General features: G+C 61.6%; 26 protein-coding genes and 1 tRNA gene. 19 read left to right on the plus strand and 8 right to left on the minus strand.

Going from position 1 to position 24,265, the window contains the following annotated elements; translation table 11 throughout:
• Window positions 1–19: 19 nt before the first annotated feature.
• Together hisI and OS035_RS25735 are read left to right on the plus strand one after the other, a co-directional pair.
• Window positions 20–472: a phosphoribosyl-AMP cyclohydrolase gene (gene hisI / locus OS035_RS25730; protein WP_003586336.1), complete on the plus strand. Its 453-nt coding sequence runs from the start codon at window positions 20–22 to the stop codon at window positions 470–472.
• Between the two features lie 131 nt (window positions 473–603).
• Entirely contained in the window at window positions 604–1,566 is a 963-nt protein-coding gene (locus OS035_RS25735; protein ID WP_012557750.1) for a patatin-like phospholipase family protein, read from the plus strand.
• Between the two features lie 66 nt (window positions 1,567–1,632).
• Here the strand turns inward: OS035_RS25735 and OS035_RS25740 are convergent, their stop codons facing one another.
• Window positions 1,633–2,061 carry a CBS domain-containing protein gene (locus tag OS035_RS25740; protein ID WP_007629157.1) on the minus strand — a complete coding sequence of 143 codons (429 nt, stop codon included), beginning with the start codon at window positions 2,059–2,061 and terminating at the stop codon, window positions 1,633–1,635.
• Window positions 2,062–2,152: 91 nt separating this feature from the next.
• Window positions 2,153–2,944, minus strand: a complete 792-nt coding sequence (locus OS035_RS25745) for a rhomboid family intramembrane serine protease (protein ID WP_331814217.1) — start codon at window positions 2,942–2,944, stop codon at window positions 2,153–2,155.
• Window positions 2,945–3,236: 292 nt separating this feature from the next.
• Here OS035_RS25745 and OS035_RS25750 point away from each other — a divergent pair, with 292 nt between their 5' ends.
• The 7 genes from OS035_RS25750 (at window position 3,237) to OS035_RS25780 (ending at window position 9,831) form a co-directional block, all read left to right on the plus strand.
• A complete protein-coding gene (locus tag OS035_RS25750; protein WP_097628823.1) occupies window positions 3,237–3,854 on the plus strand; it encodes a PAS domain-containing protein in 618 nt (205 codons plus the stop codon).
• Between the two features lie 123 nt (window positions 3,855–3,977).
• Window positions 3,978–4,589: a PilZ domain-containing protein gene (locus OS035_RS25755; protein WP_097628822.1), complete on the plus strand. Its 612-nt coding sequence runs from the start codon at window positions 3,978–3,980 to the stop codon at window positions 4,587–4,589.
• Between the two features lie 210 nt (window positions 4,590–4,799).
• Window positions 4,800–5,774, plus strand: coding sequence for a prolyl aminopeptidase (gene pip, locus OS035_RS25760; RefSeq protein ID WP_097628821.1), 975 nt, complete (start codon window positions 4,800–4,802; stop codon window positions 5,772–5,774).
• Between the two features lie 365 nt (window positions 5,775–6,139).
• Window positions 6,140–6,745: a transglutaminase-like cysteine peptidase gene (locus tag OS035_RS25765; RefSeq protein ID WP_183777666.1), complete on the plus strand. Its 606-nt coding sequence runs from the start codon at window positions 6,140–6,142 to the stop codon at window positions 6,743–6,745.
• Window positions 6,746–6,946: 201 nt separating this feature from the next.
• The gene (locus tag OS035_RS25770) at window positions 6,947–7,732 is read left to right on the plus strand and encodes a hypothetical protein (RefSeq protein WP_097628819.1); all 786 of its coding nucleotides are present in this window, start codon (window positions 6,947–6,949) and stop codon (window positions 7,730–7,732) included.
• Window positions 7,733–7,867: 135 nt separating this feature from the next.
• Complete coding sequence (locus OS035_RS25775; RefSeq protein ID WP_331814218.1) at window positions 7,868–9,442, plus strand: SPOR domain-containing protein; 1,575 nt, start codon at window positions 7,868–7,870, stop codon at window positions 9,440–9,442.
• A 113-nt stretch (window positions 9,443–9,555) separates the two neighbouring features.
• A complete protein-coding gene (locus OS035_RS25780) occupies window positions 9,556–9,831 on the plus strand; it encodes a hypothetical protein (RefSeq protein ID WP_003586322.1) in 276 nt (91 codons plus the stop codon).
• Between the two features lie 48 nt (window positions 9,832–9,879).
• On the opposite strand, the gene OS035_RS25785 is transcribed toward OS035_RS25780, so the two are convergent.
• Window positions 9,880–10,317 carry a DUF1489 family protein gene (locus OS035_RS25785; protein WP_097628817.1) on the minus strand — a complete coding sequence of 146 codons (438 nt, stop codon included), beginning with the start codon at window positions 10,315–10,317 and terminating at the stop codon, window positions 9,880–9,882.
• Between the two features lie 61 nt (window positions 10,318–10,378).
• The gene (locus OS035_RS25790) at window positions 10,379–11,782 is read right to left on the minus strand and encodes an L-serine ammonia-lyase (RefSeq protein WP_331814219.1); all 1,404 of its coding nucleotides are present in this window, start codon (window positions 11,780–11,782) and stop codon (window positions 10,379–10,381) included.
• A 194-nt stretch (window positions 11,783–11,976) separates the two neighbouring features.
• Between OS035_RS25790 and OS035_RS25795 the strand changes: the two genes are divergently transcribed.
• Window positions 11,977–12,741, plus strand: coding sequence for a DUF599 domain-containing protein (locus OS035_RS25795; RefSeq protein WP_097628815.1), 765 nt, complete (start codon window positions 11,977–11,979; stop codon window positions 12,739–12,741).
• Entirely contained in the window at window positions 12,741–13,730 is a 990-nt protein-coding gene (locus OS035_RS25800; RefSeq protein ID WP_183777664.1) for a heparan-alpha-glucosaminide N-acetyltransferase, read from the plus strand. The genes OS035_RS25795 and OS035_RS25800 overlap by 1 nt, the downstream gene beginning before the upstream one ends.
• A 12-nt stretch (window positions 13,731–13,742) precedes the next feature.
• On the opposite strand, the gene OS035_RS25805 is transcribed toward OS035_RS25800, so the two are convergent.
• Both OS035_RS25805 and mgtE read right to left on the minus strand, forming a co-directional pair.
• Window positions 13,743–14,135, minus strand: a complete 393-nt coding sequence (locus tag OS035_RS25805; RefSeq protein WP_037073057.1) for a MerR family transcriptional regulator — start codon at window positions 14,133–14,135, stop codon at window positions 13,743–13,745.
• A 65-nt stretch (window positions 14,136–14,200) separates the two neighbouring features.
• Window positions 14,201–15,616 carry a magnesium transporter gene (gene mgtE, locus OS035_RS25810; protein ID WP_097628813.1) on the minus strand — a complete coding sequence of 472 codons (1,416 nt, stop codon included), beginning with the start codon at window positions 15,614–15,616 and terminating at the stop codon, window positions 14,201–14,203.
• 242 nt (window positions 15,617–15,858) lie between these two features.
• Between mgtE and OS035_RS25815 the strand changes: the two genes are divergently transcribed.
• The 3 genes from OS035_RS25815 to OS035_RS25825 all read left to right on the plus strand — a co-directional run bounded on the left by OS035_RS25815 (window position 15,859) and on the right by OS035_RS25825 (window position 17,698).
• On the plus strand, window positions 15,859–16,353 hold the full coding sequence (locus tag OS035_RS25815) for a peptide deformylase (protein ID WP_097628812.1): 495 nt from the start codon (window positions 15,859–15,861) through the stop codon (window positions 16,351–16,353).
• Between the two features lie 121 nt (window positions 16,354–16,474).
• On the plus strand, window positions 16,475–17,005 hold the full coding sequence (locus tag OS035_RS25820; protein ID WP_097628811.1) for a BON domain-containing protein: 531 nt from the start codon (window positions 16,475–16,477) through the stop codon (window positions 17,003–17,005).
• Between the two features lie 327 nt (window positions 17,006–17,332).
• On the plus strand, window positions 17,333–17,698 hold the full coding sequence (locus OS035_RS25825) for a hypothetical protein (protein ID WP_097628810.1): 366 nt from the start codon (window positions 17,333–17,335) through the stop codon (window positions 17,696–17,698).
• A 60-nt stretch (window positions 17,699–17,758) separates the two neighbouring features.
• On the opposite strand, the gene OS035_RS25830 is transcribed toward OS035_RS25825, so the two are convergent.
• Both OS035_RS25830 and lipB read right to left on the minus strand, forming a co-directional pair.
• Window positions 17,759–18,403, minus strand: a complete 645-nt coding sequence (locus OS035_RS25830; RefSeq protein WP_097628809.1) for a methyltransferase family protein — start codon at window positions 18,401–18,403, stop codon at window positions 17,759–17,761.
• 170 nt (window positions 18,404–18,573) lie between these two features.
• Complete coding sequence (gene lipB, locus OS035_RS25835) at window positions 18,574–19,293, minus strand: lipoyl(octanoyl) transferase LipB (RefSeq protein ID WP_097628808.1); 720 nt, start codon at window positions 19,291–19,293, stop codon at window positions 18,574–18,576.
• 181 nt (window positions 19,294–19,474) lie between these two features.
• Between lipB and OS035_RS25840 the strand changes: the two genes are divergently transcribed.
• The 5 genes from OS035_RS25840 to OS035_RS25860 form a co-directional block, all read left to right on the plus strand.
• A tRNA-Leu gene (locus OS035_RS25840) sits at window positions 19,475–19,559 on the plus strand.
• 126 nt (window positions 19,560–19,685) lie between these two features.
• A complete protein-coding gene (locus OS035_RS25845) occupies window positions 19,686–20,612 on the plus strand; it encodes a DMT family transporter (RefSeq protein WP_097628807.1) in 927 nt (308 codons plus the stop codon).
• 97 nt (window positions 20,613–20,709) lie between these two features.
• Entirely contained in the window at window positions 20,710–21,414 is a 705-nt protein-coding gene (locus OS035_RS25850; RefSeq protein ID WP_097628806.1) for a hypothetical protein, read from the plus strand.
• A gap of 91 nt (window positions 21,415–21,505) precedes the next feature.
• Window positions 21,506–23,515 carry an acetyl-CoA carboxylase biotin carboxylase subunit gene (locus tag OS035_RS25855; protein ID WP_097628805.1) on the plus strand — a complete coding sequence of 670 codons (2,010 nt, stop codon included), beginning with the start codon at window positions 21,506–21,508 and terminating at the stop codon, window positions 23,513–23,515.
• A 92-nt stretch (window positions 23,516–23,607) separates the two neighbouring features.
• A partial coding sequence (locus tag OS035_RS25860) for an alcohol dehydrogenase catalytic domain-containing protein (RefSeq protein ID WP_331814220.1) occupies window positions 23,608–24,265 on the plus strand: 658 nt, incomplete at its 3' end.

The following is a 24,265-nucleotide window of genomic DNA, read 5'->3' on the forward strand; positions in this document are numbered from 1 at the left end:
CTCCCTCAGGAGGGCCGCGATGAGCCAATTGATCTTCAGTCAACCATCCGAGGACAAGTCGGCGCTGGAAGACGCCGGCGATTTCACGCCGCGTTTCGACGACCGTGGCTTGATCACCGCGATCGTCACCGACGCAGGCGACGGCGAGCTGCTGATGGTGGCGCACATGAACGCCCATGCGCTGGCGCTGACCATCCAGACCGGCACAGCCCATTATTTCAGCCGTTCGCGCGGCAAGATCTGGAAGAAGGGCGAGACCTCGGGCAATCTCCAGACGGTGAAGGAAATTCGCACCGATTGCGATCAGGACGCCATATGGCTGAAGGTCGAGGTCGCCGGCCATGACGCCACCTGTCACACCGGCCGCCGCTCCTGCTTCTATCGGACGATCACGCTTCGGGATGGAAAGCCGATGCTTGATATCGTCGACGACGAGCGTCATTTCGATCCGCAGGACGTTTACGGAAAATAGGCCGGGAAGATGGAGCCGGAATTTCCCGGGATCTGCTCCTTATTGCGCCAGAAATCGCCGCTATATACCATTTGGAAACTGATCGGGCACACTATCGGAAACCATGTGTTCTGCTGGGAGGGGAGAGCGCCATGCTGAGCTGGAATTTGCATCGTCAAAGCTCTGAAGGCGAGGGTTCCGGTTCTGGCATGTCGACCACACTCGAGACGATCCCGCCTCCCGCACCCGTCAAGAGAATCAAGATCGCGCTGGCGCTCGGCGGTGGAGCGGCCCGCGGCTGGGCCCATATCGGCGTGCTGCGCGCCCTCGACGAGGCAAAAATCGAGATCGGCATGATTGCCGGCACCTCGATCGGTGCGCTGGTCGGCGGCTGCTATCTCGCCGGCAAACTCGATGAACTCGAAAGTTTCGCCCGCTCGCTGACGATGCGCCGGATCGCCAGTCTCCTCGATCTCACCATCGGCGGCAGCGGCCTGTTCGGCGGCATGCGGCTGACAAAGCGCATGCAGGAACATCTCGAAGGCCTGAACGTCGAGGATCTCGACCGGCCCTTCGTCGCCGTCGCCGCCGAGGTCAATACCGGCCATGAAGTCTGGATCGCCAATGGTTCGCTGATCACGGCGCTGCGCGCCTCCTATGCCCTGCCCGGGATTTTCGAGCCGGTGCGCAGCAATCACCGCACGCTGGTCGACGGCGCATTGGTCAACCCCGTCCCCGTCTCCGTCTGTCGCGCCTACGAGCAGCCGTTGGTCGTCGCCGTCAATCTCAATTACGATCTCTATGGCCGCTCGGCCGTCGTCCGGCACAATGCCAGCCTCTCGCCGCAGGAGGTGCAGAAGCAGGAAGAGGCGCCTTATGCCCGTCTCGGCATGACCGGCGTCATGGTGCAGGCTTTCAATATCATCCAGGACAGGATCGCCCGCGCCCGCCTGGCCGGCGACCCGCCGGATATTTCGCTGCAGCCGCGCCTAAGCTATATCGGCCTTTCCGAATTCCACCGCGCCGGCGAAGCAATCGAACGCGGCTACGAGGAAGCCAGAGCCAGGCTCCCCGAAATCAAGCGCATGCAGGAAGTCTACGCCAGCTCCCCCTGATCGGCATCATCCGCAAGCCCGTAGCCGTTTCGCGGCGACGGCATCCCTCGAACGAGGACGAAAACCTCAGCCGGCGATATAGGCCTTGATCTCCTCGGCCTCGCGCTCGACTTCGGCGATGCGCGATTTCACCACGTCGCCGATCGAGATGATGCCGGCAAGCTTGCCGTTGCTTTCCACCGGCACGTGGCGGAAACGGCGGCTGGTCATCAGCTCCATCAGTTCGTTGACGGTCGTCTCCTCGTGGCAGCGGTAGACCTTCGCGGTCATCACCTGACCCAGCGGCTGGTCGAGGCCGTCCTTGCCGTGTTTGGCGATCGCATGCACGAGGTCGCGCTCGGTGAACATGCCGGAAATCCGGTTCTCCATACCGACGACGACGATGGCGCCGATCTTCTTCTTGCTGAGGATGACGGCCGCCTCTGCGACGGTCGTATTCGGCCCGGCGGTGACGACGTCCCTGCCCTTCAGGTCGAGGATTGCTTTGACTGACATTCGAACCTCCTATGTCCGTGAAACACTTGTCACAGGCACCCGCGGCGGTTTCTCCCCCCAGCGCGGATAGGTCAATCGTGCACCGCCCGGCTCAGGATTGCAACAGATCCTTCTCCGTTCCGGCAGGTTCCGTAACAGGCGGGCGCGGTATCCGATCGAACAACGAAAACAGCAGGAAACCGAAGACGAAACCGCCGATATGCGCGTCCCAGGCAATGGGCTGGTCGCTGTCGCCGACAAGCGGGATGCCGACGGCGATCAGGGCGTTGCCGACCAGCCAGAGCAGCATGAAGATGGCGACGGTGCGGCTCTGCAGCGCCTCGGCGATGGACAGCCGGTCATTGAGATGCGCAGGCAGCATCGGCCGCCGTTCGGCCGGAAAGGCGAATCGGCAGGCAGCTCCCATCAGCCCGGAGATGACGCCCGACGCGCCGATCAGCAGTGACACATCCCCCCAGTTCAACACTGCGTGCAGGGCGGCGGAGGCGACGGCTGAAAAGAGCCAGAAAAGCACGAATCGCAGCGTCCCGATGCGGCGCGCGACCGGCGCGCCGAAGGCCATTAACCAGAAGCCGTTGAAGACGATATGCTGGACGCTGCCATGCAGCAGTGAATAGGTAACCGGCGTCCAGAACAGCTCCGGCCCCTGCTGCGACAGCGGAATCACATAGCGGGCGGGCACGAAGCCGAAGGTGAAGAACAGCCAGCTCAGCGCATCATCGGAGAGCACGAGCTCTTGCGCCGCATAGATGACGACAATCAGGCAAAGGCTGAAGAACAGCGCCGGTGGAAGGTTGAAGACCGGCACGCGCGGCCGCTTTGCCGGCGGCTGGACCTCGGGAGGTTCGGGCGCCTTATGGGGCTCGGCCGTCTGCTCATTCATTTCAGTATCGCCTCGTTGAGGCCTCAGCCATACAGGAGCACCTGTCAAAAAAAAAGCCGTCCGAAGTGCCGGACGGCATACCGGTGTCCAAGGAAAGACCTCGGCCCGGGCAGGTTGTGCTGAACTTCGAAAGTCGAAGCGATGGCCGGACAGTGCCACGGCAGGCACCGCACCTCAACCGAAACCCTTTCTTAACCTTAACCGCCGCGAGTTGGCATGAAATCCGCAAGGTTGAGCCTGTAGGGGCAATGAGTGCCCGAAAATGACCCGGAATGGGACAGGTTGGTGAAAAATGCGTGTGCAAACGACCATCGAAATTTTTGACTACTGGAACCGTATCCGCGGCGCAGCCGATGCGCCGCTGAAAGCGCAGATCGAACCCTCCGCTGTCCCGCATCTGCTCCAGAGCCTGTTCATTCTCGAGACCCGCGAGGAAGGCGATATCGGCTTCCGGCTCGCCGGCACCCGCATCTGCGATCTGTTCGGGCGGGATCTGCGCGGCGCACGCTTCTCCTCACTCTGGGCAAACGGCCAGCACGCCGACATCGAACGCACCGCGATGGGCGTCATGGACCATGTCCTGCCGGCCCTGTTCAACGCCACCGGCTACAGCACCGTCGGCCATCAGGCCTCCTTCGAGATCATCATGATGCCGCTGCGCTCGCCGGGCGGCGCCTGCGACCGGCTGCTCGGCGCAATCGCACCCACGGCGGCTGCGAGCTGGCTGGAGATCGTGCCGCTCGAATTCCTGGCTCTCGACCGCAGCCGTCTTCTGCCCGGCAAATTCGGCAACGCTGAAGCCGCCGAGCTGCGCCCCATCAACGAAATCGTCGCCGCCAAAAGCGCCGGTTTCGGGCAGGTCATGCGCCGCATGGTGTCGCAGCTGCTGACGAGTGCGGAGGCGCGCTGACAGTCCCGTTTCGGGACATCGGTCATACTCGTTTTCGGCTATATGAGAATGAGGCAAAACAACCTTCTGTTAATGGATTGCGGGTAATGATCGGTCTCTCAGATTTCATAAAGAAGCCTTTTGATGCACTCGTTCCAGCCAGCTCAGACGCAAAGACCTGCGCCGCGCCCTGAACAGGGCGTTTTTCAGCGTGTGCCCATCAATATGCAGGGCCGGCTGATGCTTGCCAGTTACGAGGAGTTCGAATGCATGGTGATCGACATGTCGCCTGGCGACATGTATGTCACCTGCCTTGGCCGGCCACGCGCCAACGAACGTGTCGTCGCCTATATCGACCATCTCGGCCGCGTCGAAGGTTATGTCCAGACGCTCGACGGCCGCGGCTTCACCATGTCGATCAACGCCACCGAGCGGAAGCGGGAGAAGCTCGCCGCCCAGCTTACCTGGCTTGCCAACAAACATGAGCTCGGTCTGCCGGAAGATCGTCGCCATGACCGTCTGACGCCACGCGATACGAATACCGAACTAACCCTCGAGGACGGCACCCGTTATACCTGCCGTATCATGGACCTTTCGCTGTCGGGCGCTGCCGTTGACGTTGAGATGCGCCCCTCGATCGGAACTGCGGTGCGGCTCGGCAACATGCGCGGCCGCGTCGTCCGCCATTTCGTCGAAGGTGTGGCGATCGAATTCCTGTCGATCCAGTCCCGCGAGACGCTGCGCGAATTCCTCTGAGACACCGTTGATTACGTGACGGTGCCGCCGATGCGCTTGCCGGGCGCGCACCCGGTCAGGTCCTGTTGACAAGCCTGGGTTTCACGGCAAGAGATCTGCCAGCGGCAATAAAATCGGGCTTCGGAAAGCAGGAGCGAAATCCTGTCGCAAGTCGTTCCTACCATTCAGCCATAGATATTATGAGTGGAACAACCTTCGACAGGCACAACGATGTCGGCTCTCTATCCGGAAATCGAACCCTATGATCATGGCCTGCTCGACACGGGCGACGGCAACCTGATCTATTGGGAGGCCTGCGGCAATCCGGCTGGCCGGCCGGCGCTGGTGCTGCACGGCGGGCCGGGCTCCGGCTGCTCGACGACGGCGCGGCGCCATTTCGATCCCGACGCCTATCGAATCATTCTGTTCGATCAGCGCAATTGCGGCCGCAGCCTGCCGAGCGCTGCCGATCGCAAAACCGACCTCTCCCTCAATACCACCTGGCATCTTGTCGGCGATATCGAGCGGCTGCGGCTGTTCTTCGGCATCGACGCCTGGCTCGTTTTCGGCAATTCCTGGGGCTCGACACTGTCGCTCGCCTATGCCGAGACCCATCCGCAGCGCGTCGTAGCGATCGTCATATCAGGCGTAACCACCACAAGGCGCTCGGAAATCGACTGGCTCTGTCGCGGCATGGCGCCGCTCTTTCCGGAGGAATGGCACCGTTTCCGCCAGGCGGCTTCTGCGGACAGCCAGGAGCGAGATGAGGACATAGTTGCCGCCTATCATCGCCTTCTCAACCATTCCGACTCCGAGACGCGCCTGAAAGCGGCCCGCGACTGGCATGACTGGGAGGCGGCCTCCATCCTGCTCGCCGATCCTCAAGGACTGCCACGCCGCTGGGCCGATCCGGCCTATCTGCTGACGCGCGCCCGCATCATCACTCACTATTTCGTCAACGGCGCCTGGCTGGAGGACGGCCAGCTTTTGAACAACGCCGGGCGGCTGACAGGCATTCCAGCGATCTTGCTACAGGGACGGCTCGATATCGAGGCGCCGCTGGTGACCGCCTGGGAACTGGCCCGCGCCTGGCCGCAAAGCGAGCTGCAACTCCTTCCGCATGCTGCCCATTCCATCGCAAATCCCGATATGAGCGCCGCGATCGTCGCCGCTACCGATCGATTTCGCGATTTCCAGCAAAAATAATTTTGCCGCCGAAAACTGAAATCCGATCGATCATTCGCTTTCGGGCGGGCCGAATCGCCCGATCCCGGCTGCATTGCCAACCTACTGCGCAACGCCCAACCGCCGCCGGCCGTTATCCGGCTCAATGAAAATCCTTAACGGCGAGACGGTAATTCAAGCTTTTCCCACGCGAAAGCCTTGTTGCGGGAATTACAATTTTAATCGATTTCGAGACAAATGCGCGTCGAATTTTACGCGCATTCGAGATTGTTTTTAGCCAGATTTTATCGGCATTTGAATCAACTAAGCCTCTAATTCTATTACGCAATTTTCCGTGAGATAAAAACGTCCGTGTCATTGTCGCCTCAACTTACGGGGAGACGGCAATGACAACTGCAAACATCTGGAAAGGCGGCCTTCTGGCCGGTGCCCTCATGCTGGCGATGGCGGGTTCGGGACAAGCGATGCCCGCCAGCATGGCCCTGGCGGGCAACGCCAGCCCGCCGATCGGGCACTATGAATTCTGCAAGGCGAATCCGACGGAATGTTCCTTTGCCGGCGGCGATGCCGGGCCGGCCATCCTCACCGAGGATCGCTGGAAGGAAATCCTCAAGGTCAATTACACCGTCAATTCGACGATCCAGCCGGAGACGGATGAACAGATTTACGGCGTCGAAGAACGCTGGGCTTACCCGACAACGGTCGGCGACTGTGAGGATTATGCCCTGCTGAAGCGCAAGATGCTGATCGAAGACGGCTTCTCGCCATCCGACACGCTGATCACCGTCGTGCTGCAGCCCAACGGCGAAGGCCATGCCGTGCTGACGGTCCGCACCGATCACGGCGATTTCATCCTCGACAACATGCGCAACAAGGTGCTGCTGTGGTCGGATACCGAATATACCTATCTGAAGCGCCAGTCCGCCGACAATCCGGCCCGCTGGTCGAAGCTCCAGGACGGCCGCGCTGTTGCGGTTGGTAGCGTCAAGTAAGAACAGCCTGCGGCCCGGTCAGTCCCCGCATCCCGTCCCCGACCGGCGCCCAAGAGCCGTTCCCGCTGTCCCGGGAACGGCTCGCTCTTTTTCGGGACAGGCTTTCATTCCAGTGCGACCCACATCCCTGATATCTTAGCGAATTATTAACCGTGCCGGTCTGATCATGCCGATCAGATTCATCATCGGCACCGGCGGCTCATGTTCCTCCTGCGGCGGACCGAAACACGAAGCACCGCCATGAGCCACGCCGCGCACAGCGCACCCGACGAGCAGCCGCTTTTTTCCATGGGTTTTCTCCTCCGCACGATGGCGGTGATCGCCATTCTTGCGGTTCTGACCGTCGCCATCAGCGTCGGCGGCCGTTGGTTCGGCCGGCATATCTCGCTTGCCGGCAACACCGACAGCACGGCCGATATCACGCTGGCCATCGGCCGCGACACCGTGAAATTCCCCGAGAATGTGATCCGCTTCCCGAGTCAAAGGCATGACGGTGCGGTCGAGCGTGTCGATCTCTACCTCGCCTGGCCTGAGATGCAGGGCTACGGCAAGGAAAACCGCATTCGATTCGACGATATCGGCCAATCCTCCGGCCTGATCTTTCTGCAACTGACCCAGAGCACCATGTCGCGAGACATGTCCGGGCGGCTGGAGCCGATCTACTCGCACCTGCTCGAAGGATTGGCCGAGCCCTTCCGCGACGGCCTGACGCTGCACCGTCTTCGCGCCGACGCGGGTTACGGCGACGAGGTGCTGCTGACGGCGCCCGCCAAGAACGGGCTGGATTACGTCGTGCGCTGCATACTGCCTTCATCCCCGGATAAGGCGGCGAGCGGTGATTGTCAGCGCGATATCAAAGTCGGCAGGGATCTCAGCGTTCTCTACCGCTTCTCAAGCAGCCATTTGAATGACTGGGAACATATTGATGCCGCTATCCGCACCTTTGTGGAAGCGCGCCTTATGAACCGTTCCGCGACAAGTCCCTAAAATGCTCCCCGGACAGCGAAATAAACGATTCATCATAAACGGATTGGTAACGCCCAATCGGTAAATTCTAAAGACGGGCTGTACTACGGGAGGCGTGCCGTCCCGACGCCGAAATCCGAATGCCAAATATCTGAAATGCAAGCGAAGAGTGGAATAGTGTCAAGGTCAGTCTCCTCCGTATCATCGTCCCGATCCGGTAGCTTTTTTGCAAAGCTCATGGCGATCCTTTCGGTGGCCCTCACGGTCGTCCTGGTCGATTCGGTCAGTGCCGAAGCGGAAGCGGCGAATTCGAAATATGCGGGCATCGTCGTCGACGCCAAGACCGGCAACGTTCTCTACAGTGAGAATGCCGACCGGCTGCAATATCCCGCTTCCCTGACCAAGATGATGACCATCTACATGACCTTCGAGGCACTGGAGCAAGGCCGCATCCGTCTTGATACGCCGGTTCCCTTTTCCGCCCACGCGGCAGCTCAGGCGCCGACCAAGCTCGGCGTTCGCGCCGGCGGCACGATCACCGTCGAGCAGGGCATTCTCGGCCTCGTCACCCTGTCGGCTAATGATGCCGCAACCGCGCTCGGCGAAATGCTCGGCGGCGGCAGCGAGGATCGTTTCGCCCAGCTGATGACCGCTAAGGCGCATGCGCTCGGCATGACCCGCACAACCTATCGCAACGCCAACGGCCTGCCGAATACGGCGCAGATGACGACGGCGCGCGATCAGGCCCGTCTCGGCATCGCCCTTCGCCAGCATTTTCCGCAATATTACGGCTATTTCTCCACCCGCGCCTTCAAGTTCGGTACCCGCACGATCCGCAGCCACAATCGCCTCGTCGGTTCGGTGCGCGGCGTTGACGGCATCAAGACCGGATATACCCGCGCTGCCGGCTTCAATCTCGTGAGCTCCGTGCAGGTGGACGGCAAGTCGATCGTCGGCGTCGTGCTCGGCGGCGCCTCGACGCCTGCCCGCGATGCCCAGATGCGCAATCTGATCGCGACCTATCTGCCGAAGGCATCGAGCCGCGGCGGATCGTCGGCACTGATCGCTGAGGCGGCCCCTGCCCCGGCGATGATCGTGACGCCCGCTCCGGTCATGCCGCAGAGGGTCCAGCCGCAAGTGGCGAAGACGATTACCGCAGCACAGCCGCCGATTTCGGCAGCCGCCGCCGATCTCAGTCTGCCGCATAAAGGCCCGCTGCCGGATGCCCGCTATCAGGTCGCGGAGACCGAAGTGGCCTATACCGAAACCGCTCAGCCGAAGTCCGACAATCCGCTGGTAGCCCAGCCGATGCCGGCGCCGACCAAGGTCAAGACCATGACCTTCAAGCAGCAGGCATCGCTCGCCGCGCCGAAGCCGGCACCCGCCGCCGCCCGGCCGGAACAGGCCGATACGGCGGTCGACAACGTCACCACCGCTTCGACCACCCCTGCCTCGGCCAGTGCCGCTTCAACCGATAATGGTCCGACCGGCTGGGTCGTGCAGGTCGGCGTCTCGCCGAGCCGGCAGATGGCCATGGATCTCCTGGAGAGCGCCAAGAGCAAGGGCGGCAAGGCACTGGCCTCGGCAAAGCCTTTCGCTGTCGCCTATGCCGCCGGCGGTGACCAGCTTTACCGCGCCCGCTTCGGCGGTTTCGACGACCAGCGCGATGCGGTCAATGCCTGCAAGGCCTTGAAGAAGGCCGGTATCAAGTGCTGGGCGGCTGCCCAATGAGCTATTCGATGCTGCCTGCGAGATGGCCGGCGGCATCGGTAACGGCCGGAATCGGTGTTTGCGTTTCCGGCCATCGTTCTTGAACTCGATCAGTATGGCGTACGGGGAAGACAATGGCGATCAATGAGAATGTTCCGGGAATGCCTTCAGACCGCCGCATGGCGGCCAAGGGGCGTTCATCGCTGCATCCGTTGCACGAGGCGGCGATGCGGCTGGCCGAAATCGGCCTGCAGCGGCCGAAGGCGAAGTCTCCGAAGACCCGCGACCTCATCAATCTGCTGCTTTGCCACGGCGCCCGCGCCTGGCGCTATTCCCAGCCCGAAGCCCGCATCCATCTGCATGTGACCTCGCCTGATGGCAGCGCGCCGGTGCAACTGCGCCTGCGCTGAAGCTGGTGCCGCCGCCTGGACCCGACAGGCGTTTTCGGGCGGCAGGCATTAGAGCAGGCCAAGTTCTGTCAGCTCGCGGCGAAGGTCCGCGGGCATTTCGACGATACCGGTACCGAGGCTCGTCAGATCGCGCGGCACATCGTCTTCAGTGTAATAACGCCAGCCCTGGAAGGGACGCTTCGGCTGCGCAGCCGTCTCGATGACCTCCGGGCCGAGCATCAGCCGGCAGCGCGAGATGCCCTCGCCGTCGGTAAAGGTCTCGATGCCGAGCAGCTTCTGCCGCGCCTGCACCTGCCCCTTGATCACCCAGTAAAGCGAGCCGCCATCGAGCAGCTCCTCCATGCGTTTCGGTACCATGCGCGTCGTGTGCACCGAATGCGGCTCGAGCCCGGCGGCGATGGCGCGCAGCGACCGCTCCGCCACCCATTCGCGCAGATCGTCTATCGAGTCGGCGCCGACACAGAGTTTGATGAGATGCAATGCCATGCCGCCGTTGAAATCCTTTTGGCGGCAGGCGTCAAGCGAGAACCATCACGAGTCCACAAACTCAGCATTCGACGACATTGACGGCCAGGCCGCCCGTCGACGTTTCCTTGTATTTCTCGCTCATGTCATTGCCGGTCTGGCGCATCGTCTCGATACAGGCGTCGAGCGGCACGAAATGCTGGCCGTCGCCCTTGACCGCCAGCGATGCCGCAGTGACCGCCTTGACGGCGCCGAGCGCGTTGCGCTCGATACAGGGAACCTGCACCAGGCCCGCGACCGGATCGCAGGTCATGCCGAGATGATGTTCGAGCGCGATTTCGGCGGCGTTCTCGATCTGCTCCGGCGTGCCGCCCATGACGGCGGCAAGGCCGGCGGCCGCCATCGCCGCAGCCGAGCCGACCTCGCCCTGACAGCCAACCTCGGCGCCGGAGATCGAGGCATTGTGCTTGATGATGCCGCCGATGGCCGCGGCCGTCAGCAGATAATCGCGGATGCCGTTCTGATCCCAGTCCTCGTGGAAATGCTCGTAATAGCGGATCGTCGCCGGAATGACCCCGGCCGCTCCGTTGGTCGGCGCCGTGACGACGCGCCCGCCGGCGGCATTCTCCTCATTGACGGCCATCGCATAGACGCTCAGCCAGTCGTTGGCGAGCAGCGGGTTGACGCGGTTGCTCCGCCACTCCTCCTCCAGCTTGTCGTGGATCCGGCGGGCGCGGCGCTTGACGTTGAGGCCGCCCGGCATGATGCCCTCGACCTTGAGCCCGCGCTCGATACAGGAGCGCATAGCCTCCCAGATGCGGTCGAGACCCTGATCAAGCTCCTCCGGGCTGCGCTGGCTCTCCTCGTTCGCCCGCTTCATCTGGGCGATCGACAGCCCGGAGCGCTCGGCCATCTCGAGCATCTGCCTGGCGGTGGCGAAGGGATAGGGCACGCGTGTGCCACCTGCTGCATTCTTCTTCGCCCGCATCTGTTCCAGCTCGGTGTCGGTAACGACGAAACCGCCGCCGACCGAATAATAGATGCGCTTGACGAGCAGCCGGCCGTCCCGGTCAAAAGCGGAAAAGATCATGCCGTTCGCATGGCCGGGCAGCGGCTGTTTCTTGTCCAAGATCAGGTCGGTCTTTGGCTGGAACTGATAGCCGGGATGCCCCTCCGGCGTGATGCGGCCGGTGCGCTCCACCGTATCGACGATACCGTCCATCTTGTCGGGATTAACGCTGTCGGGCGCCTCGCCCATCAACCCGAGAATGACGGCCCTGCCCGTGCCGTGGCCGATGCCGGTATGGGCGAGCGACCCGTGCAGGCTGACCGTGATCGCCACGACCTGCGCGCCCGAGGACGGGCGCGGCCATTCGTTCGACAGGATCAGCGCGAGAAACCGGTTGGCGGCCGACATCGGACCCATCGTGTGCGAGCTCGACGGCCCGACACCGATCTTGAAGACATCGAATACCGAGAGAAACATGAATGTGCCTTCTGATTACGAGGATGCAAGCTTAAGCGACGCCGGTTTTCAATCCGCGCGGGCCACCGACATCGCATGCAGCCGGTGCGACATTGGAGCTGCACACTAAAACGATGACGCCCGCCTTACCAGTCATTGCAGCATTTCGATGCATATGTAAGGTGGCCGCACTTCATGCGGAGACTGAATCACTGATGACGACGGCGGACTATATCGCTCTGGCCTTCTTTGCCTGTGTCTGGATGGGCTATTCCTGGCTGCTGCATGGCCGCACCTTCTTCGGACGCACCAGCCTCACTCATGCGATGATCGAACGGCGCCGCGAGTGGATCTATAATTCGCTGCGCCGCGACCTGAAGATGATCGACACGCAGATCATGGCGGGCCTGCAGAACGGCACCGCCTTCTTCGCGTCGACCTCGATCTTCGCCTTGGGCAGTTGCTTCGCGCTGCTCGGGGCGACCGAGAAGGTCGACGCCGTCTTCGCCGACCTGCCCTTCGTCTTGCACGGCGGCCATGCGGTCTTCGAGATGAAGGTCGGCGGGCTGGCAGCGCTTTTCGGTTATGCCTTCTTCAAGTTCGGCTGGTCCTACCGGCTGTTCAACTATTGCACCATCCTGTTCGGCTCGATCCCGATGCTGCGCGACGCCGAGAGCGACATCATCGCTGCCGAGCGGGCCGCCGAACGCGTCATCCGCATGAATGTCATCGCCGGCAGCAATTTCAACGAGGGCCTCCGAGCGATCTTTCTGTCGATCGGCTATCTCGGCTGGTTCATCAACCCCTATGTCTTCATGGCGACGACGGCGATCGTCATCTTCGTGCTGGCGCGGCGGCAATTCTTCTCGCAGGCGCGGCTGGCGATCATGGATGCCGGCCCGCCATCGAATCTCAACCTTTCCGCCATTCGCCGCGACATGCCGTCGAGCGACGGACGTGATTTGCCCGAGGGACTGTGATGACATTGCCGGCAATCGAAGCCGATGCGGCGGCAAGACCGCCTCGCATCGGCCTGTTGGACACGGCGCGCGGCGCCGCGCTGATCGCCATGGCGAGCTACCATTTCAGCTGGGACATGGAGTTCATGAGTTATCTCGCGCCGGGCACGGCCGAGACAGGCTGGCTGAAGATCTATGCCCGGGCGATCGCCACGACGTTTCTCTTCATCGTCGGCATCAGCCTCGTGCTCTCCAGCAAGCCGGAGGTCCGCTGGCCTTCCTTCTGGAAGCGTTTCGGCATGATTGCCGCGGCCGCTGCCGGCATCTCGATCGCCACGCGAATCGCCATGCCGGACACGTGGATCTATTTCGGCATCCTGCATTGTATCGCGGTGCTGACGCTGATCGGTATCGTTTTCATCAGGCTTCCGCTCGCCGTCACGCTGATCGTTACAACAGCGCTCCTGGCCGCCTGGCTCATCGACAATTTCGGCACGCCCGGCCTGCTGCGCTCGTCCTTTTTCGATCCGAAATATCTCGCTTGGATCGGCCTTGCCGTCATGCCGGATCGGTCGAACGACTACGTGCCATTGTTTCCCTGGGCAACGCCGTTCTTCGCTGGGTTGAGCATCGCCTCGATCGCCATCAGAACCAGGCTGCCGCATCGGCTTGCCGCCCTTGGCACCGGCTCCTGGTGGCTGGCGCGGCTTGGCCGCCACAGCCTTGCCTTCTACCTCATCCATCAGCCGGTGCTGATCGCCATCGCCTACGGGCTTTCGCTTCTCGTCCCGCCGCCGCAGCCGGATCCGGCCGAAACTTACCTAAAGCAATGCAACTCCAGTTGCGTCATGCAACAGGGCGAAGCGCTCTGCCAGAGCTTCTGCCAGTGCACGCTCGACAAATTGCAGGCCCAAAGCCTGTTGACTCAGCTGCAGGCAAACGAGATCGACGTACAAAACGATGAGCGGGTCCAGACGATCGCCGGCGAATGCAGCGCCGAAGTGGAATAACGTCAGCTCGGCTCAGGTGGTGACGCCGATTTCGGCGAGACGGCCAAGGCAGGCCTCTTCGATATTGTCGAGTTCCACCAGCGTGTCGTCGATATCCTTGCGCTTCTGACGCAGGTCGTCGCGCTTCTCGTCGACGCGCTTCATCAGGAGCTTCAACTGACCGAGTTCGCCCGGCGGCTCCTTGTAAACCTGAATGATCTCGCGAATCTCCGCAATAGTGAAACCGATGCGCCGGCCGCGCAGGATCTCCCCAATAAGCCGTCGGTCGGCCTGCCGGAAGAGACGGGTACGCCCGCGCCGTTCCGGATGGATCAGCCCCTCGTCCTCATAGAAGCGGAGCGTGCGCGTCGAGACACCGAATTCGCGCGTCAGCTCCGTTATGCTATAATATTTGTTCACCAGCATGTGTTCCCCGTCATGAACCGGCAATAATATTGACTTTTACGTAATAGTCAATTTTTGACAACCTTTCAAATGCCGAACCACCATGTGGCAATGCCGAGGAAGGCGAAAAAGCCGGTACAGTCGGTCACCGTCGTCACGAAGACCGACGAGGCGATCGCCGGGTCGGCGCCCACCTTGTCGAGCAGCAGCGGCAACAGGATGCCCGCAAGGGCCGCCGCCATCAGGTTGATGATCATCGCCGCGGCGATCACCCCGCCGAGCTGATAGTCGTGGAACCAGGTGCCGGCGATCAAGCCCATGATCGTCGCGAAGACGATGCCGTTGAGGATGCCGACACCCGCCTCCCTGCGGATGATGCGGCCGGCATTGTAGATGTCGAGATCGCGGGTGGCGAGCGCGCGCACCGTCACCGTCATCGTCTGCGTGCCGGCATTGCCGCCCATCGAGGCGACGATCGGCATCAGCACCGCCAGCGCGATCATCTTCTCGATCGAGGCGTCGAACAGGCCGATGACGCTCGCCGACAGCATTGCCGTGCCGAGATTGATCAGCAGCCAGAGGAAACGCGATCGCGCCGTCGACAACACATTGTCGGACAGCTCTTCGTCGCCGACGCCGCCGAGGCGCTTGATATCCTCGTCCGCCTCCTCATGGATGACGTCGACGACATCGTCGATGGTCAGCACGCCGACCAGCCGGCCGTTCTCGTCGACGACGGCGGCCGAGAGAAGGTCGTACTGCTCGAAGAGCTGGGCGGCCTCCTCCTGGTCCATCTCGGCCGGGACCGGATGGTTGGTCTCGCGCATGATCTGCTCGATCTTCGTCTGCCGCTTGGTGCGCAGGATCTGGTCGAGATCGACGGCGCCGAGCAGCTTGAAGGTCGGATCGATGACGAAGATCTGCGAGAAGGAATAGGGAAGATCCTCCTCGTCACGCATGTAGTCGATCGTCTGTCCCACGGTCCAGAACGGCGGCACGGCGACGAATTCCGTCTGCATGCGGCGGCCGGCCGAGCTTTCGGGATAATCGAGCGCCCTGCGCAGCCGGACCCGCTCGGTAAACGGCAGCTGCGCCAGGATCTCTTCCCGATCTTCCTTGTCGAGATCTTCGAGAATGTAGACGGCGTCGTCCGAATCGAGATCGCCGATCGCGGCGGCGATCTGCTCGTTCGGCATCTGGTCGACGATCTCGCGGCGGATCGCCTCGTCGACCTCGGTCAGTGCCGTCATGTCGAAATCGTCGCCGAGCAGGCGCACCAGCGCCAGGCGCTGATCCGGCTGGATCGCTTCCAGCAGATCGCCTATTTCGGATTCGTGCAGGCGGGCAACATTCTGGCGCAGGAACAGCGTGTCGCGGTCGGCGATCGCCGCGCCGACCAGCGCCAGGAAATCGCTGCGGACATTACCGTCCTCGTCGTAGATATCGGCTTCCTCGTCCTCGGGACGCCTGCGGATGCGGTCTTCGCCATCGGTCGTCGTCATCTGCCGCCCTCGCATCTGGTTCGAATTTCAACGACTACAGCGCCGCATTCGCGAATGTCGGCGGAAAACATATTGTCAACAAGCAGATAAGCGAATCCCCGCGCGAGGTTTACGCGGCCGGAATCCATAGCTCCTGCTAGCTGAAAGCATCCCTGCCGTAAAGCAGCAAACCTGCCGCTTGATGACAATGCCCGCGGCCGGCGATAGTTTCGCCCCGCATCCGAGCCGAGGAACGCCGCCCCATGCCCATTCGCCCGATCCTGCGTTACCCGCATCCTGGTCTGAAGACCGTCTGCACGCCGGTGACCGTCTTCGATTCATCGCTTGCCGCACTTGCCGACGACCTGCTCGCGACGATGCGCGCCGCGCCCGGCGTCGGCATCACCGCCGCCCATATCGGCGTCTTCACCCGCGTGACGGTGCTGGAACTCGACAAGACCGACGGCGTGCGCCTCTACGTCAACCCGGAGATCACCTGGTTCTCGAAGGAGACGATGACCCATGCTGAAGGCAGCGTCTCGATGCCGGGAGCGACCGACGAGGTCACGCGCCCGCGGTCGATCCGCTTCCGCTATCGGGACGCCGAGGGCGGCATGCATGAGGACGTCGCCGACAATTTCCTCGCCATCTGCATCCAGCACGAAGTCGACCAGCTTGACGGCATTTTCTGGCTGCAGCGCCTCTCGCGGCTGAAGCGCAACCGCCTCGTGAAGAAATGGGAGAAGGCGCCAAATTGAGGATAAAGCCTGACGATCAGGCCCGACAAATCGGCTCCCGCGCCGAACCATTCGCCGCTGCCGGCGTTTCCAGCAAAGAAACCCAGCGTTTCCCCCAAAAAAGAAACTAGGAGCGACTGCAATGGCAAGGACAGGTGACAAGCCCCCCATTTCCCGCGAAGGCGCAAAGCTTTTTGACCAAAAGGCAGGGCTTTCCCGCGAGGAAGATTATCGCGACCTCGAGGAACGCAATCTCGACGACGGCTGGCCCTATGCCGACGGTACCGGCGCCGATCCGGCCAACCGCCCCTATGGCGAGACGGCGGCAAATTTCGACAGCGATCCCAACCAAGGCTTCCGGATCGACGGCACGGATGCAGAGGGCAACGAGAATCGTCTGAAGGATTCGCTGCGAGCCGATACCATCGACCGCGATGAAAGCGACGAACTCGAAGCGCGGGTGAACGACAATCTCGAAAACATTCCCGAGGTCGACATCAACAGCATTGAGGTTCATGCCGACGGGCACGTCGTCACACTGGAAGGTTCGGTAGAGACGATCGGCATCGCCCGCAAGGTCGAACTCGGCGCGCTTTCGGTCGACGGCGTCCACCATGTCCGCAACAAATTGCAGCTGACCGGTGTCGATGCCCATATCCCGAACGAAGACTGATTCACTCGCAAGACATGGATAGTCGGCGGGGGCGGCAACGCGTCCCGCCGCCTCGGTGTGTCGCCCTTCCAACATTACAAAAAGTTAACAATTCCAGATTGCATCGCAACATGATTTCGAACTAGCCATTTCCTGTCATTTTGCTTAGGCGGGCTTCCATAACGCGAACGTCAATTTCAGTGACAAGACTGTGATTTTATTCGGACAAAAGGTCGCGGCTGCGGCGCCGTTCCATCACAAAATTGCCTAAATTGGGGCGCGAACTCGGATGCGCCGAGGGTTGGTTTTATGTTGTGAAATTCAACAGCAGATTGAGGAGATAGACCCATGCGCATCAAATTTGCCCTTGCCGCGTCCGTGTTCGCCGTCAGCCTTGCAGGCGCCGCCTTCGCCCAGCCGACTTATTCCGACGACTACACCAACGATAGCGACGGCTTCGCCCCGAGCCAGATGTCCAAGCCGGCCCCTGTTCACTACACCAACCATAAGGCCCCGGCCTATTCCAGCGACTACACCAATGACAGCGACGGCTTCGCCCCGAGCGCCATGGCCGCCCCTGCCGTCGACAAGACCGCTACGGCGAGCATCAACGCCCTGCCCCCATGCCATAGCATGATTGGCCCGAAGGGCTCCCACACCAAGGGTGCCGACAGCGGCGCCTCCCGCACCGAAGCGTGCCGCGCCACGCATTGATCCAATAAAGAAAGGGCCGGTTAACCGGCCCTTCTCTTTTCAATCTGCTTCCCTATCGTATTAGAACACGAATGGAACAAGCCGGTAGCGGGTCGTGGCCATGAAGGCCGTGTAAGCAGGATCCTGCTTCAGCAACCGCTCCTCCGCGAGGAGGCGGAAACATTGCGCGGTCAGCGCCGTCGCATAGATGGCAAAATTCCAAACGCTCGGATGTGTCAGGAAGAAGCCGATATGCATCATCAGATAACCCGCATACATCGGATGGCGGACAAATTTGTAAGGGCCGCCGATCTTGATGCCGCGATTGGCCGGCACCAGGCCAAAGCTTCGCCGCAATGACAGCTTTGCCGCTATCTGCAGGAAGAAACCGAGGACCATCACCGTTCCGCAGACTGCGAGCGGCGCTAGTGGTTCCGATGTGTTGGGTGAGACGAGCAGCGGGAAGAGCGTGCCAACGGCGGTGACCGTCCAGTCATAGAGCCGCAGCGACGCATTTCGCGTCGGCCGGCGCGTCAGAATGAGAAAGGCGGCGGCCCCCTCCGAAAAGAGCAGCAGGCCGTCGATGATCGCCCTGTTGTCCTGCATCTGAGGCACGATACGCATGACGATCGCAACGAATAAGTAGCCGACCAGGACCTTTTCGACGATATCGAGAACGAAATAGACATCGAGGAATGACCAGCTTGTCGCTGCCTGTTTTTTCATAGTTCGCAAGACTTCCACATCACAAAGTTGAGGCAAGCTATATATGCGAGACCGCTAATTATGGGTTAAGGCATTCGACCATATCTGACAGAACGGCGTCCTAGACCAGGGCCGAAACCGGCCATGTCTTCAAATGCAAATTGACGGGGGCGGGGCGCCGTTCCGAACGATCAGCTTTCGCTAATTGTTTCGCCAAAAACCGCCTCGAAGGCGGTGCGCAGCCGCATATCGACATCGGCCATCATCACCGGCAAGCCAAGATCGACCAGGCTTGTCACGCCATAGGCCGAGATTCCGCAGGGCACGATGCCGCCGAAATGATCGAGGTCGGGATCGACGTTGAGCGACAGTCCGTGGAAGGTCACCCATTTCCGCAGCCTGATCCCCAGGGCGGCGATCTTGTCCTCGGCCATCGTTCCATCGGCAAGCAACGGCTTTTCCGGCCGCCGCACCCAGACGCCGACGCGGTCTTCACGCCGCTCGCCGCGCACATTCATCATATCAAGCGTGCGGATGACGACGTCCTCCAGGGCGGCAACGAAGGCGCGCACGTCCTGGCGCCTGCGCTTCAGGTCAAGCATCACATAGGCGACCCGCTGGCCGGGTCCGTGATAAGTATATTCACCGCCGCGCCCGGTCGCAAAGACCGGAAACCGGTCCGGCTGGACGAGATCCTGGGCATTGGCGCTGGTGCCCGCGGTATAGAGCGGCGGATGCTCGACGAGCCAGACGAGTTCGTCACCGCCGTCCGATATCACCGCCACCTCGCGCTCCATCGTCTCCACCGCCTCTTCATAGGCAACGAGGCCATCGGCGATGCGCCAGCGCACCGGGCGGTTGCCGAGATTCGGGAGCATGGAGAATTCGAGATCGGTGCGAAGCATGGCCATTCCTTGCCGCACTCCCCGAAATGCCTGAAAAAGGGGGCGGCAGGAGACCTATATGGACCCGTTTCGGGGGCAATTCAAATGCTGTGACCGGATTTGAAAAAAACTGTCATATCGCCCTTGTGTACCCCAAATGCTTTTGCTACATGCTGCCCCGCCGACGCAAATCGGCACCTACCACGATGCGGTCGTGGCGGAATTGGTAGACGCGCAGCGTTGAGGTCGCTGTGGGGCAACCCGTGGAAGTTCGAGTCTTCTCGACCGCACCATCTCCCTTCAGGGAAACGCTTTCCAAGCGACGATTCCGATTTCCTCGACGCTATTTGCGGTTGCTCGGCTTGATCGGCCGGCCTTCGCATGGTTGATGGCGTCATCCCAGTCATGAATCGGCCGCCATGTCAGAGCATCCAGCCCATCAAAACTCCCTGCAGGGCATGGCCATCATGTCCGGCGCCATGCTGATCCTGCCGACAATGGACGCCATCGCAAAATATATGGCGACCTTCGAGGCGATGTCGCCCGGCCAGGTGACTTTCTACCGATTCTTCTTCCAGATCGCCTGCACACTGCCGATTCTCGTCGCCGTTTTCGGGCTGAAGGCGCTTTCGGCCAAGCGGCCATGGATGAACCTGCTGCGCGGCGTGCTGCATGGCGCTGCGAGCCTGCTTTTCTTCGTCGCCGTCAAGTACATGCCGCTTGCCGACGTCTTCGCCATCTATTTCGTCGAGCCATTCATGCTGACGGCCATGTCGGCGCTGTTCCTCGGCGAGAAGGTCGGCTGGCGGCGCTGGATGGCGATCGTCGTCGGTTTCGGCGGCGCGATGATCGTCATTCAGCCGAGCTACGAAATATTCGGCCTGAAGGCGCTGCTGCCGGTCGCCTGTGCCTTTCTGTTCTCACTCTATCTGTTCCTCAACCGCGCCATCGGCGAGGCCGATTCGCCGCTGACCATGCAGACGATGGCGGGAATCGGCGGAACGCTCTTCATGGCCGCCGCCCTTTTCGTGGGTAGCGGTTCCGGCAATGCCGATTTCGCCATGTCTCTGCCCTCCTCCGGTCTCGGTCTTGTCCTGCTGCTCGCCCTTGGTTCGATCTCCGGCTATGCGCATCTGCTGATCGTCCGGGCTTTCCGGCTCGCACCGCTGTCGCTGCTTGCGCCGTTCCAATACTTCGAGATCATCTCGGCGACCGTTCTCGGCTATGCGCTATTCAACGATTTCCCGAATTTTTCCAAGTGGATCGGCATCTTCATCATCGTCGCATCCGGTCTCTTCATCATCTGGCGAGAGCGGCTGCAGGCGCGATCGCTAAAATCCTCCTGATCCCGGGAATATCGGATTAACTCCGCTTCTTGAGGGATCGTCAATTCGCAGACGGTAAAACAGTTTCCGGCTTCATGATGAAGCCTGGAGCTAAAACATGAGCGAATTTCGTCTCGCTTTCCCGGCCTGTGTGGTGGCCGGCAAGCATCGGCTGACGGCCGAAGATATAGTCCTGTTGCGCAAACATGCTTTTCCGGAAGGAATCCGGACATCCGACGATGTCGTGGCGATGTTGGCGCTCAACAATTCCTGCCCCGAGAAATGTGCCGCGTGGAACGCGTTCTTCGTCGAGCAGCTCGCCGGCTTCATCGTCCATTACACCTATCCGCAGGGCTCGCTTGATGAGATCAACGTCGCGTGGATCATGCGCATGTTCACGACCGATGGTGTCGTCAACTCGGCGCTGGAACTCGAGCTCATTCTACATGTCATGGAGATTTCAGCCGATGTCCCCGGTGAATTGAGAGCGCTTGCCCTTGATCAGCTCCGCGTGGCGATCACCGACAATATCGGTGGCTACAAGCTGTCGCGCGCTGTCGACCGCCGGGGCATTACCCGCCAGGACGTCGATTTCACGATGCGCATTTTCAGAAGCGTCGCCGAAGGCGGCGTCATTCCCGTCTCGTCGGTCGAATACGGCGTTCTCCAGCAGATCGATCAGGCGACGCTGCCCGGCGCCAATCATCCGCACTGGGCCGGCATAATGGCTGCCGCCGAGCTGCGCGACTATGCCGAGCCGCGGCGCAGCCGTTGGCTGCGCATCGTCGACGAGGAACCCGTCGCGGAAGCGGCCGTCGCCTGAAGCTCCTCAAGCCTGCCACTCCTCAAGCCTGATTGTGCGTTCCGGTGTTTTGTGCGTAAAACTCCGGAACGCATTTCTGGGTGGAGTCTCGATGTTCAAGAAAATTCTGATCGCGAATCGCGGCGAAATCGCCTGTCGCGTGATCAAGACTGCGCGCCGCATGGGCATTTTGACCGTGGCGGTCTATTCGGACGCGGACCGGGACGCGCTGCATGTCGAGATGGCCGATGAGGCCGTGCATATCGGCCCGGCCGCGGCCTCCGAGAGCTACCTGGTTGCCGAAAAGATCATTGCCGCCTGCAAGGCGACCGGCGCCGAGGCTGTTCATCCGGGCTACGGCTTCCTGTCCGAGCGCGCCTCCTTCTGCGCGGAACTGGAAAAGCAGGGCATCGTCTTCATCGGCCCGAAGCCGAAAGCCATCATGGCGATGGGCGATAAGATCGAATCGAAGAAATTCGCGAATGCCGCTGGCGTATCCACCGTGCCCGGCCATCTCGGCGTCATCGAGGATGCCGCCCATGCGGAAGTGATCGCGGGCGGGATCGGTTATCCCGTCATGATCAAGGCATCGGCCGGCGGCGGCGGCAAGGGCATGCGCATCGCCTGGAATGAGGCCGAGGTACGCGACGGCTTCGAGCGCGCCAGCTCGGAGGCGAAGAGTTCCTTTGGCGACGACCGCGTCTTCATCGAGAAGTTCATCGTCGAGCCGCGCCACATCGAAATCCAGGTGCTGGCCGATGCGCATGGCAACGTCGTCTATCTCGGCGAGCGCGAATGCTCGATCCAGCGGCGGAACCAGAAGGTGGCGGAAGAGGCGCCCTCGCCCTTCCTCGACGAAAAAACCCGCAAGGCGATGGGCGACCAATCGGTGGCGCTGGCCAAAGCCGTCGATTATCAGAGCGCCGGCACGGTCGAATTCATCGTCGACCGCGATCGTAATTTCTATTTCCTCGAAATGAACACCCGCCTGCAGGTCGAGCATCCCGTGACCGAACTCGTCACCGGCATCGATCTCGTCGAGCAGATGATCCGGGTCGCCGCGGGCGAGCCGCTTGCCCTCGCTCAAGAGGAGATCAGGCTCGACGGCTGGGCGATCGAAAGCCGGCTCTATGCCGAAGACCCCTATCGCAACTTCCTGCCCTCGATCGGCCGCCTGACGCGCTACCGCCCGCCGGCCGAAGGCCGGACCGGCAATCTGGTGGTCCGCAACGATACCGGCGTTTTCGAAGGCGCCGAGATCTCGATGTATTATGATCCGATGATCGCCAAGCTCTGCACCTGGGCGCCGACACGGCTGGAGGCGATCGAGGCCATGGGGCGGGCGCTCGACGGCTTCGTCGTCGACGGCATCGAGCACAATGTCCCGTTCCTATCGGCGTTGATGAAACATCCGCGCTGGCGCGAGGGCCGGCTATCCACCGGCTTCATCGCCGAGGAATATCCCGATGGCTTCGCGCCGATGAAACCGGACCGCACGGAAGAGGCCACGCTTGCCGCCATTGCGCTGTCCGCCTCGCTGATCGAAACGAACCGGCGCGAGCGTTTCGCCGATCGCCTGCGCGCCGCATCGGGCACGCTGCGCGAGCACTGGGTGGTCAAGACAGGCGACAGCCATGTCGCTGTCAGATTGATCGACGGCCTCGTCACCATCCCCTTCGATATGGAGATGGCGATAGAGGGCGAGAACAGCAGCGTTGTCACGGATTGGAGACCCGGCGATCCGGTCTGGAGCGGCACGGTCGGCGGCCGGAATATCACCGCGCAGATCCGCCCCGTCCTCAACGGGCTGCGCATCGACTGGCAGGGGCTTTCGGTGACGGCCAAGGTCTTGTCGCCGCGTCATGCCGAACTCGACAGGCTGATGCCGGTGAAGCTGCCGCCCGATACCTCAAAGCTGCTGCTCTGCCCGATGCCCGGCCTCGTCGTTTCCATCGCGGTCGCCGAGGGCCAGGAGGTCAAGGCGGGGGAAACGCTTGCGATCGTCGAGGCGATGAAGATGGAAAACGTGCTGCGCGCCGACCGCGACCTCGTCGTCTCGAAGATCAATGCCGCAGCCGGCGAAAGCTTGGCCGTCGATGCCGTGATCATGGAATTCGCCTGAGGGCAAAAGGCCGCCGGGCCGTTTTCGCTTGAGCCCGGCTTACCGGCCATGCCAAGGTCAACCCCAATAAAATTGTCAGGGAGATTGTGAAGATGGACGTTCGCGCCGCTGTTGCCGTTCAGGCCGGAAAACCGCTCGAAGTGATGACCGTGCAGCTGGAAGGTCCGCGGGCCGGCGAAGTGCTGGTCGAGGTCAAGGCGACGGGCATCTGCCACACCGACGATTTCACCCTGTCGGGTGCCGATCCGGAAGGCCTGTTCCCGGCCATTCTCGGCCATGAGGGTGCCGGCATCGTCGTCGACGTCGGCCCTGGCGTCACCTCGGTGAAGAAGGGCGACCATGTCATTCCGCTCTACACGCCGGAATGCCGCGAGTGTTATTCCTGCCTTTCCCGCAAGACCAATCTCTGCACGGCGATCCGCTCGACCCAGGGCCAGGGTGTGATGCCGGACGGAACCTCGCGCTTCTCCATCGGCAAGGACAAGATCCACCACTATATGGGCTGCTCGACCTTCGCCAATTACACTGTGCTGCCGGAGATCGCCCTTGCCAAGGTCAATCCCGACGCGCCCTTCGACAAGATCTGCTATATCGGCTGCGGTGTCACCACCGGCATTGGCGCGGTGATCAATACCGCCAAGGTCGAGATCGGTTCGACGGCCATCGTCTTCGGTCTCGGCGGAATCGGCCTCAACGTGCTGCAGGGGCTCAGGCTCGCCGGCGCCGACATGATCATCGGCGTCGACATCA

This window comes from Rhizobium sp. 268 (assembly GCF_036571585.1).
Taxonomy (GTDB): Bacteria; Pseudomonadota; Alphaproteobacteria; order Rhizobiales; family Rhizobiaceae; genus Rhizobium; species Rhizobium redzepovicii.

Coding starts and splice junctions, on each gene's coding strand:
- OS035_RS25825 (WP_097628810.1), top strand. CDS start 17,333: ATGCGCATCAAATTTGCCCTTGCCGCGTCCGTGTTCGCCGTCAGCCTT.
- OS035_RS25850 (WP_097628806.1), top strand. CDS start 20,710: ATGAGCGAATTTCGTCTCGCTTTCCCGGCCTGTGTGGTGGCCGGCAAG.
- OS035_RS25820 (WP_097628811.1), top strand. CDS start 16,475: ATGGCAAGGACAGGTGACAAGCCCCCCATTTCCCGCGAAGGCGCAAAG.
- mgtE (WP_097628813.1), bottom strand. CDS start 15,616: ATGACGACGACCGATGGCGAAGACCGCATCCGCAGGCGTCCCGAGGAC.
- OS035_RS25780 (WP_003586322.1), top strand. CDS start 9,556: ATGGCGATCAATGAGAATGTTCCGGGAATGCCTTCAGACCGCCGCATG.
- OS035_RS25830 (WP_097628809.1), bottom strand. CDS start 18,403: ATGAAAAAACAGGCAGCGACAAGCTGGTCATTCCTCGATGTCTATTTC.
- lipB (WP_097628808.1), bottom strand. CDS start 19,293: ATGGCCATGCTTCGCACCGATCTCGAATTCTCCATGCTCCCGAATCTC.
- OS035_RS25770 (WP_097628819.1), top strand. CDS start 6,947: ATGTTCCTCCTGCGGCGGACCGAAACACGAAGCACCGCCATGAGCCAC.
- OS035_RS25775 (WP_331814218.1), top strand. CDS start 7,868: ATGCAAGCGAAGAGTGGAATAGTGTCAAGGTCAGTCTCCTCCGTATCA.
- OS035_RS25815 (WP_097628812.1), top strand. CDS start 15,859: ATGCCCATTCGCCCGATCCTGCGTTACCCGCATCCTGGTCTGAAGACC.
- OS035_RS25790 (WP_331814219.1), bottom strand. CDS start 11,782: ATGTTTCTCTCGGTATTCGATGTCTTCAAGATCGGTGTCGGGCCGTCG.
- hisI (WP_003586336.1), top strand. CDS start 20: ATGAGCCAATTGATCTTCAGTCAACCATCCGAGGACAAGTCGGCGCTG.
- OS035_RS25740 (WP_007629157.1), bottom strand. CDS start 2,061: ATGTCAGTCAAAGCAATCCTCGACCTGAAGGGCAGGGACGTCGTCACC.
- OS035_RS25805 (WP_037073057.1), bottom strand. CDS start 14,135: ATGCTGGTGAACAAATATTATAGCATAACGGAGCTGACGCGCGAATTC.
- OS035_RS25855 (WP_097628805.1), top strand. CDS start 21,506: ATGTTCAAGAAAATTCTGATCGCGAATCGCGGCGAAATCGCCTGTCGC.
- OS035_RS25785 (WP_097628817.1), bottom strand. CDS start 10,317: ATGGCATTGCATCTCATCAAACTCTGTGTCGGCGCCGACTCGATAGAC.
- pip (WP_097628821.1), top strand. CDS start 4,800: ATGTCGGCTCTCTATCCGGAAATCGAACCCTATGATCATGGCCTGCTC.
- OS035_RS25800 (WP_183777664.1), top strand. CDS start 12,741: ATGACATTGCCGGCAATCGAAGCCGATGCGGCGGCAAGACCGCCTCGC.
- OS035_RS25735 (WP_012557750.1), top strand. CDS start 604: ATGCTGAGCTGGAATTTGCATCGTCAAAGCTCTGAAGGCGAGGGTTCC.
- OS035_RS25750 (WP_097628823.1), top strand. CDS start 3,237: ATGCGTGTGCAAACGACCATCGAAATTTTTGACTACTGGAACCGTATC.
- OS035_RS25795 (WP_097628815.1), top strand. CDS start 11,977: ATGACGACGGCGGACTATATCGCTCTGGCCTTCTTTGCCTGTGTCTGG.
- OS035_RS25755 (WP_097628822.1), top strand. CDS start 3,978: ATGCACTCGTTCCAGCCAGCTCAGACGCAAAGACCTGCGCCGCGCCCT.
- OS035_RS25845 (WP_097628807.1), top strand. CDS start 19,686: ATGTCAGAGCATCCAGCCCATCAAAACTCCCTGCAGGGCATGGCCATC.
- OS035_RS25745 (WP_331814217.1), bottom strand. CDS start 2,944: ATGAATGAGCAGACGGCCGAGCCCCATAAGGCGCCCGAACCTCCCGAG.
- OS035_RS25765 (WP_183777666.1), top strand. CDS start 6,140: ATGACAACTGCAAACATCTGGAAAGGCGGCCTTCTGGCCGGTGCCCTC.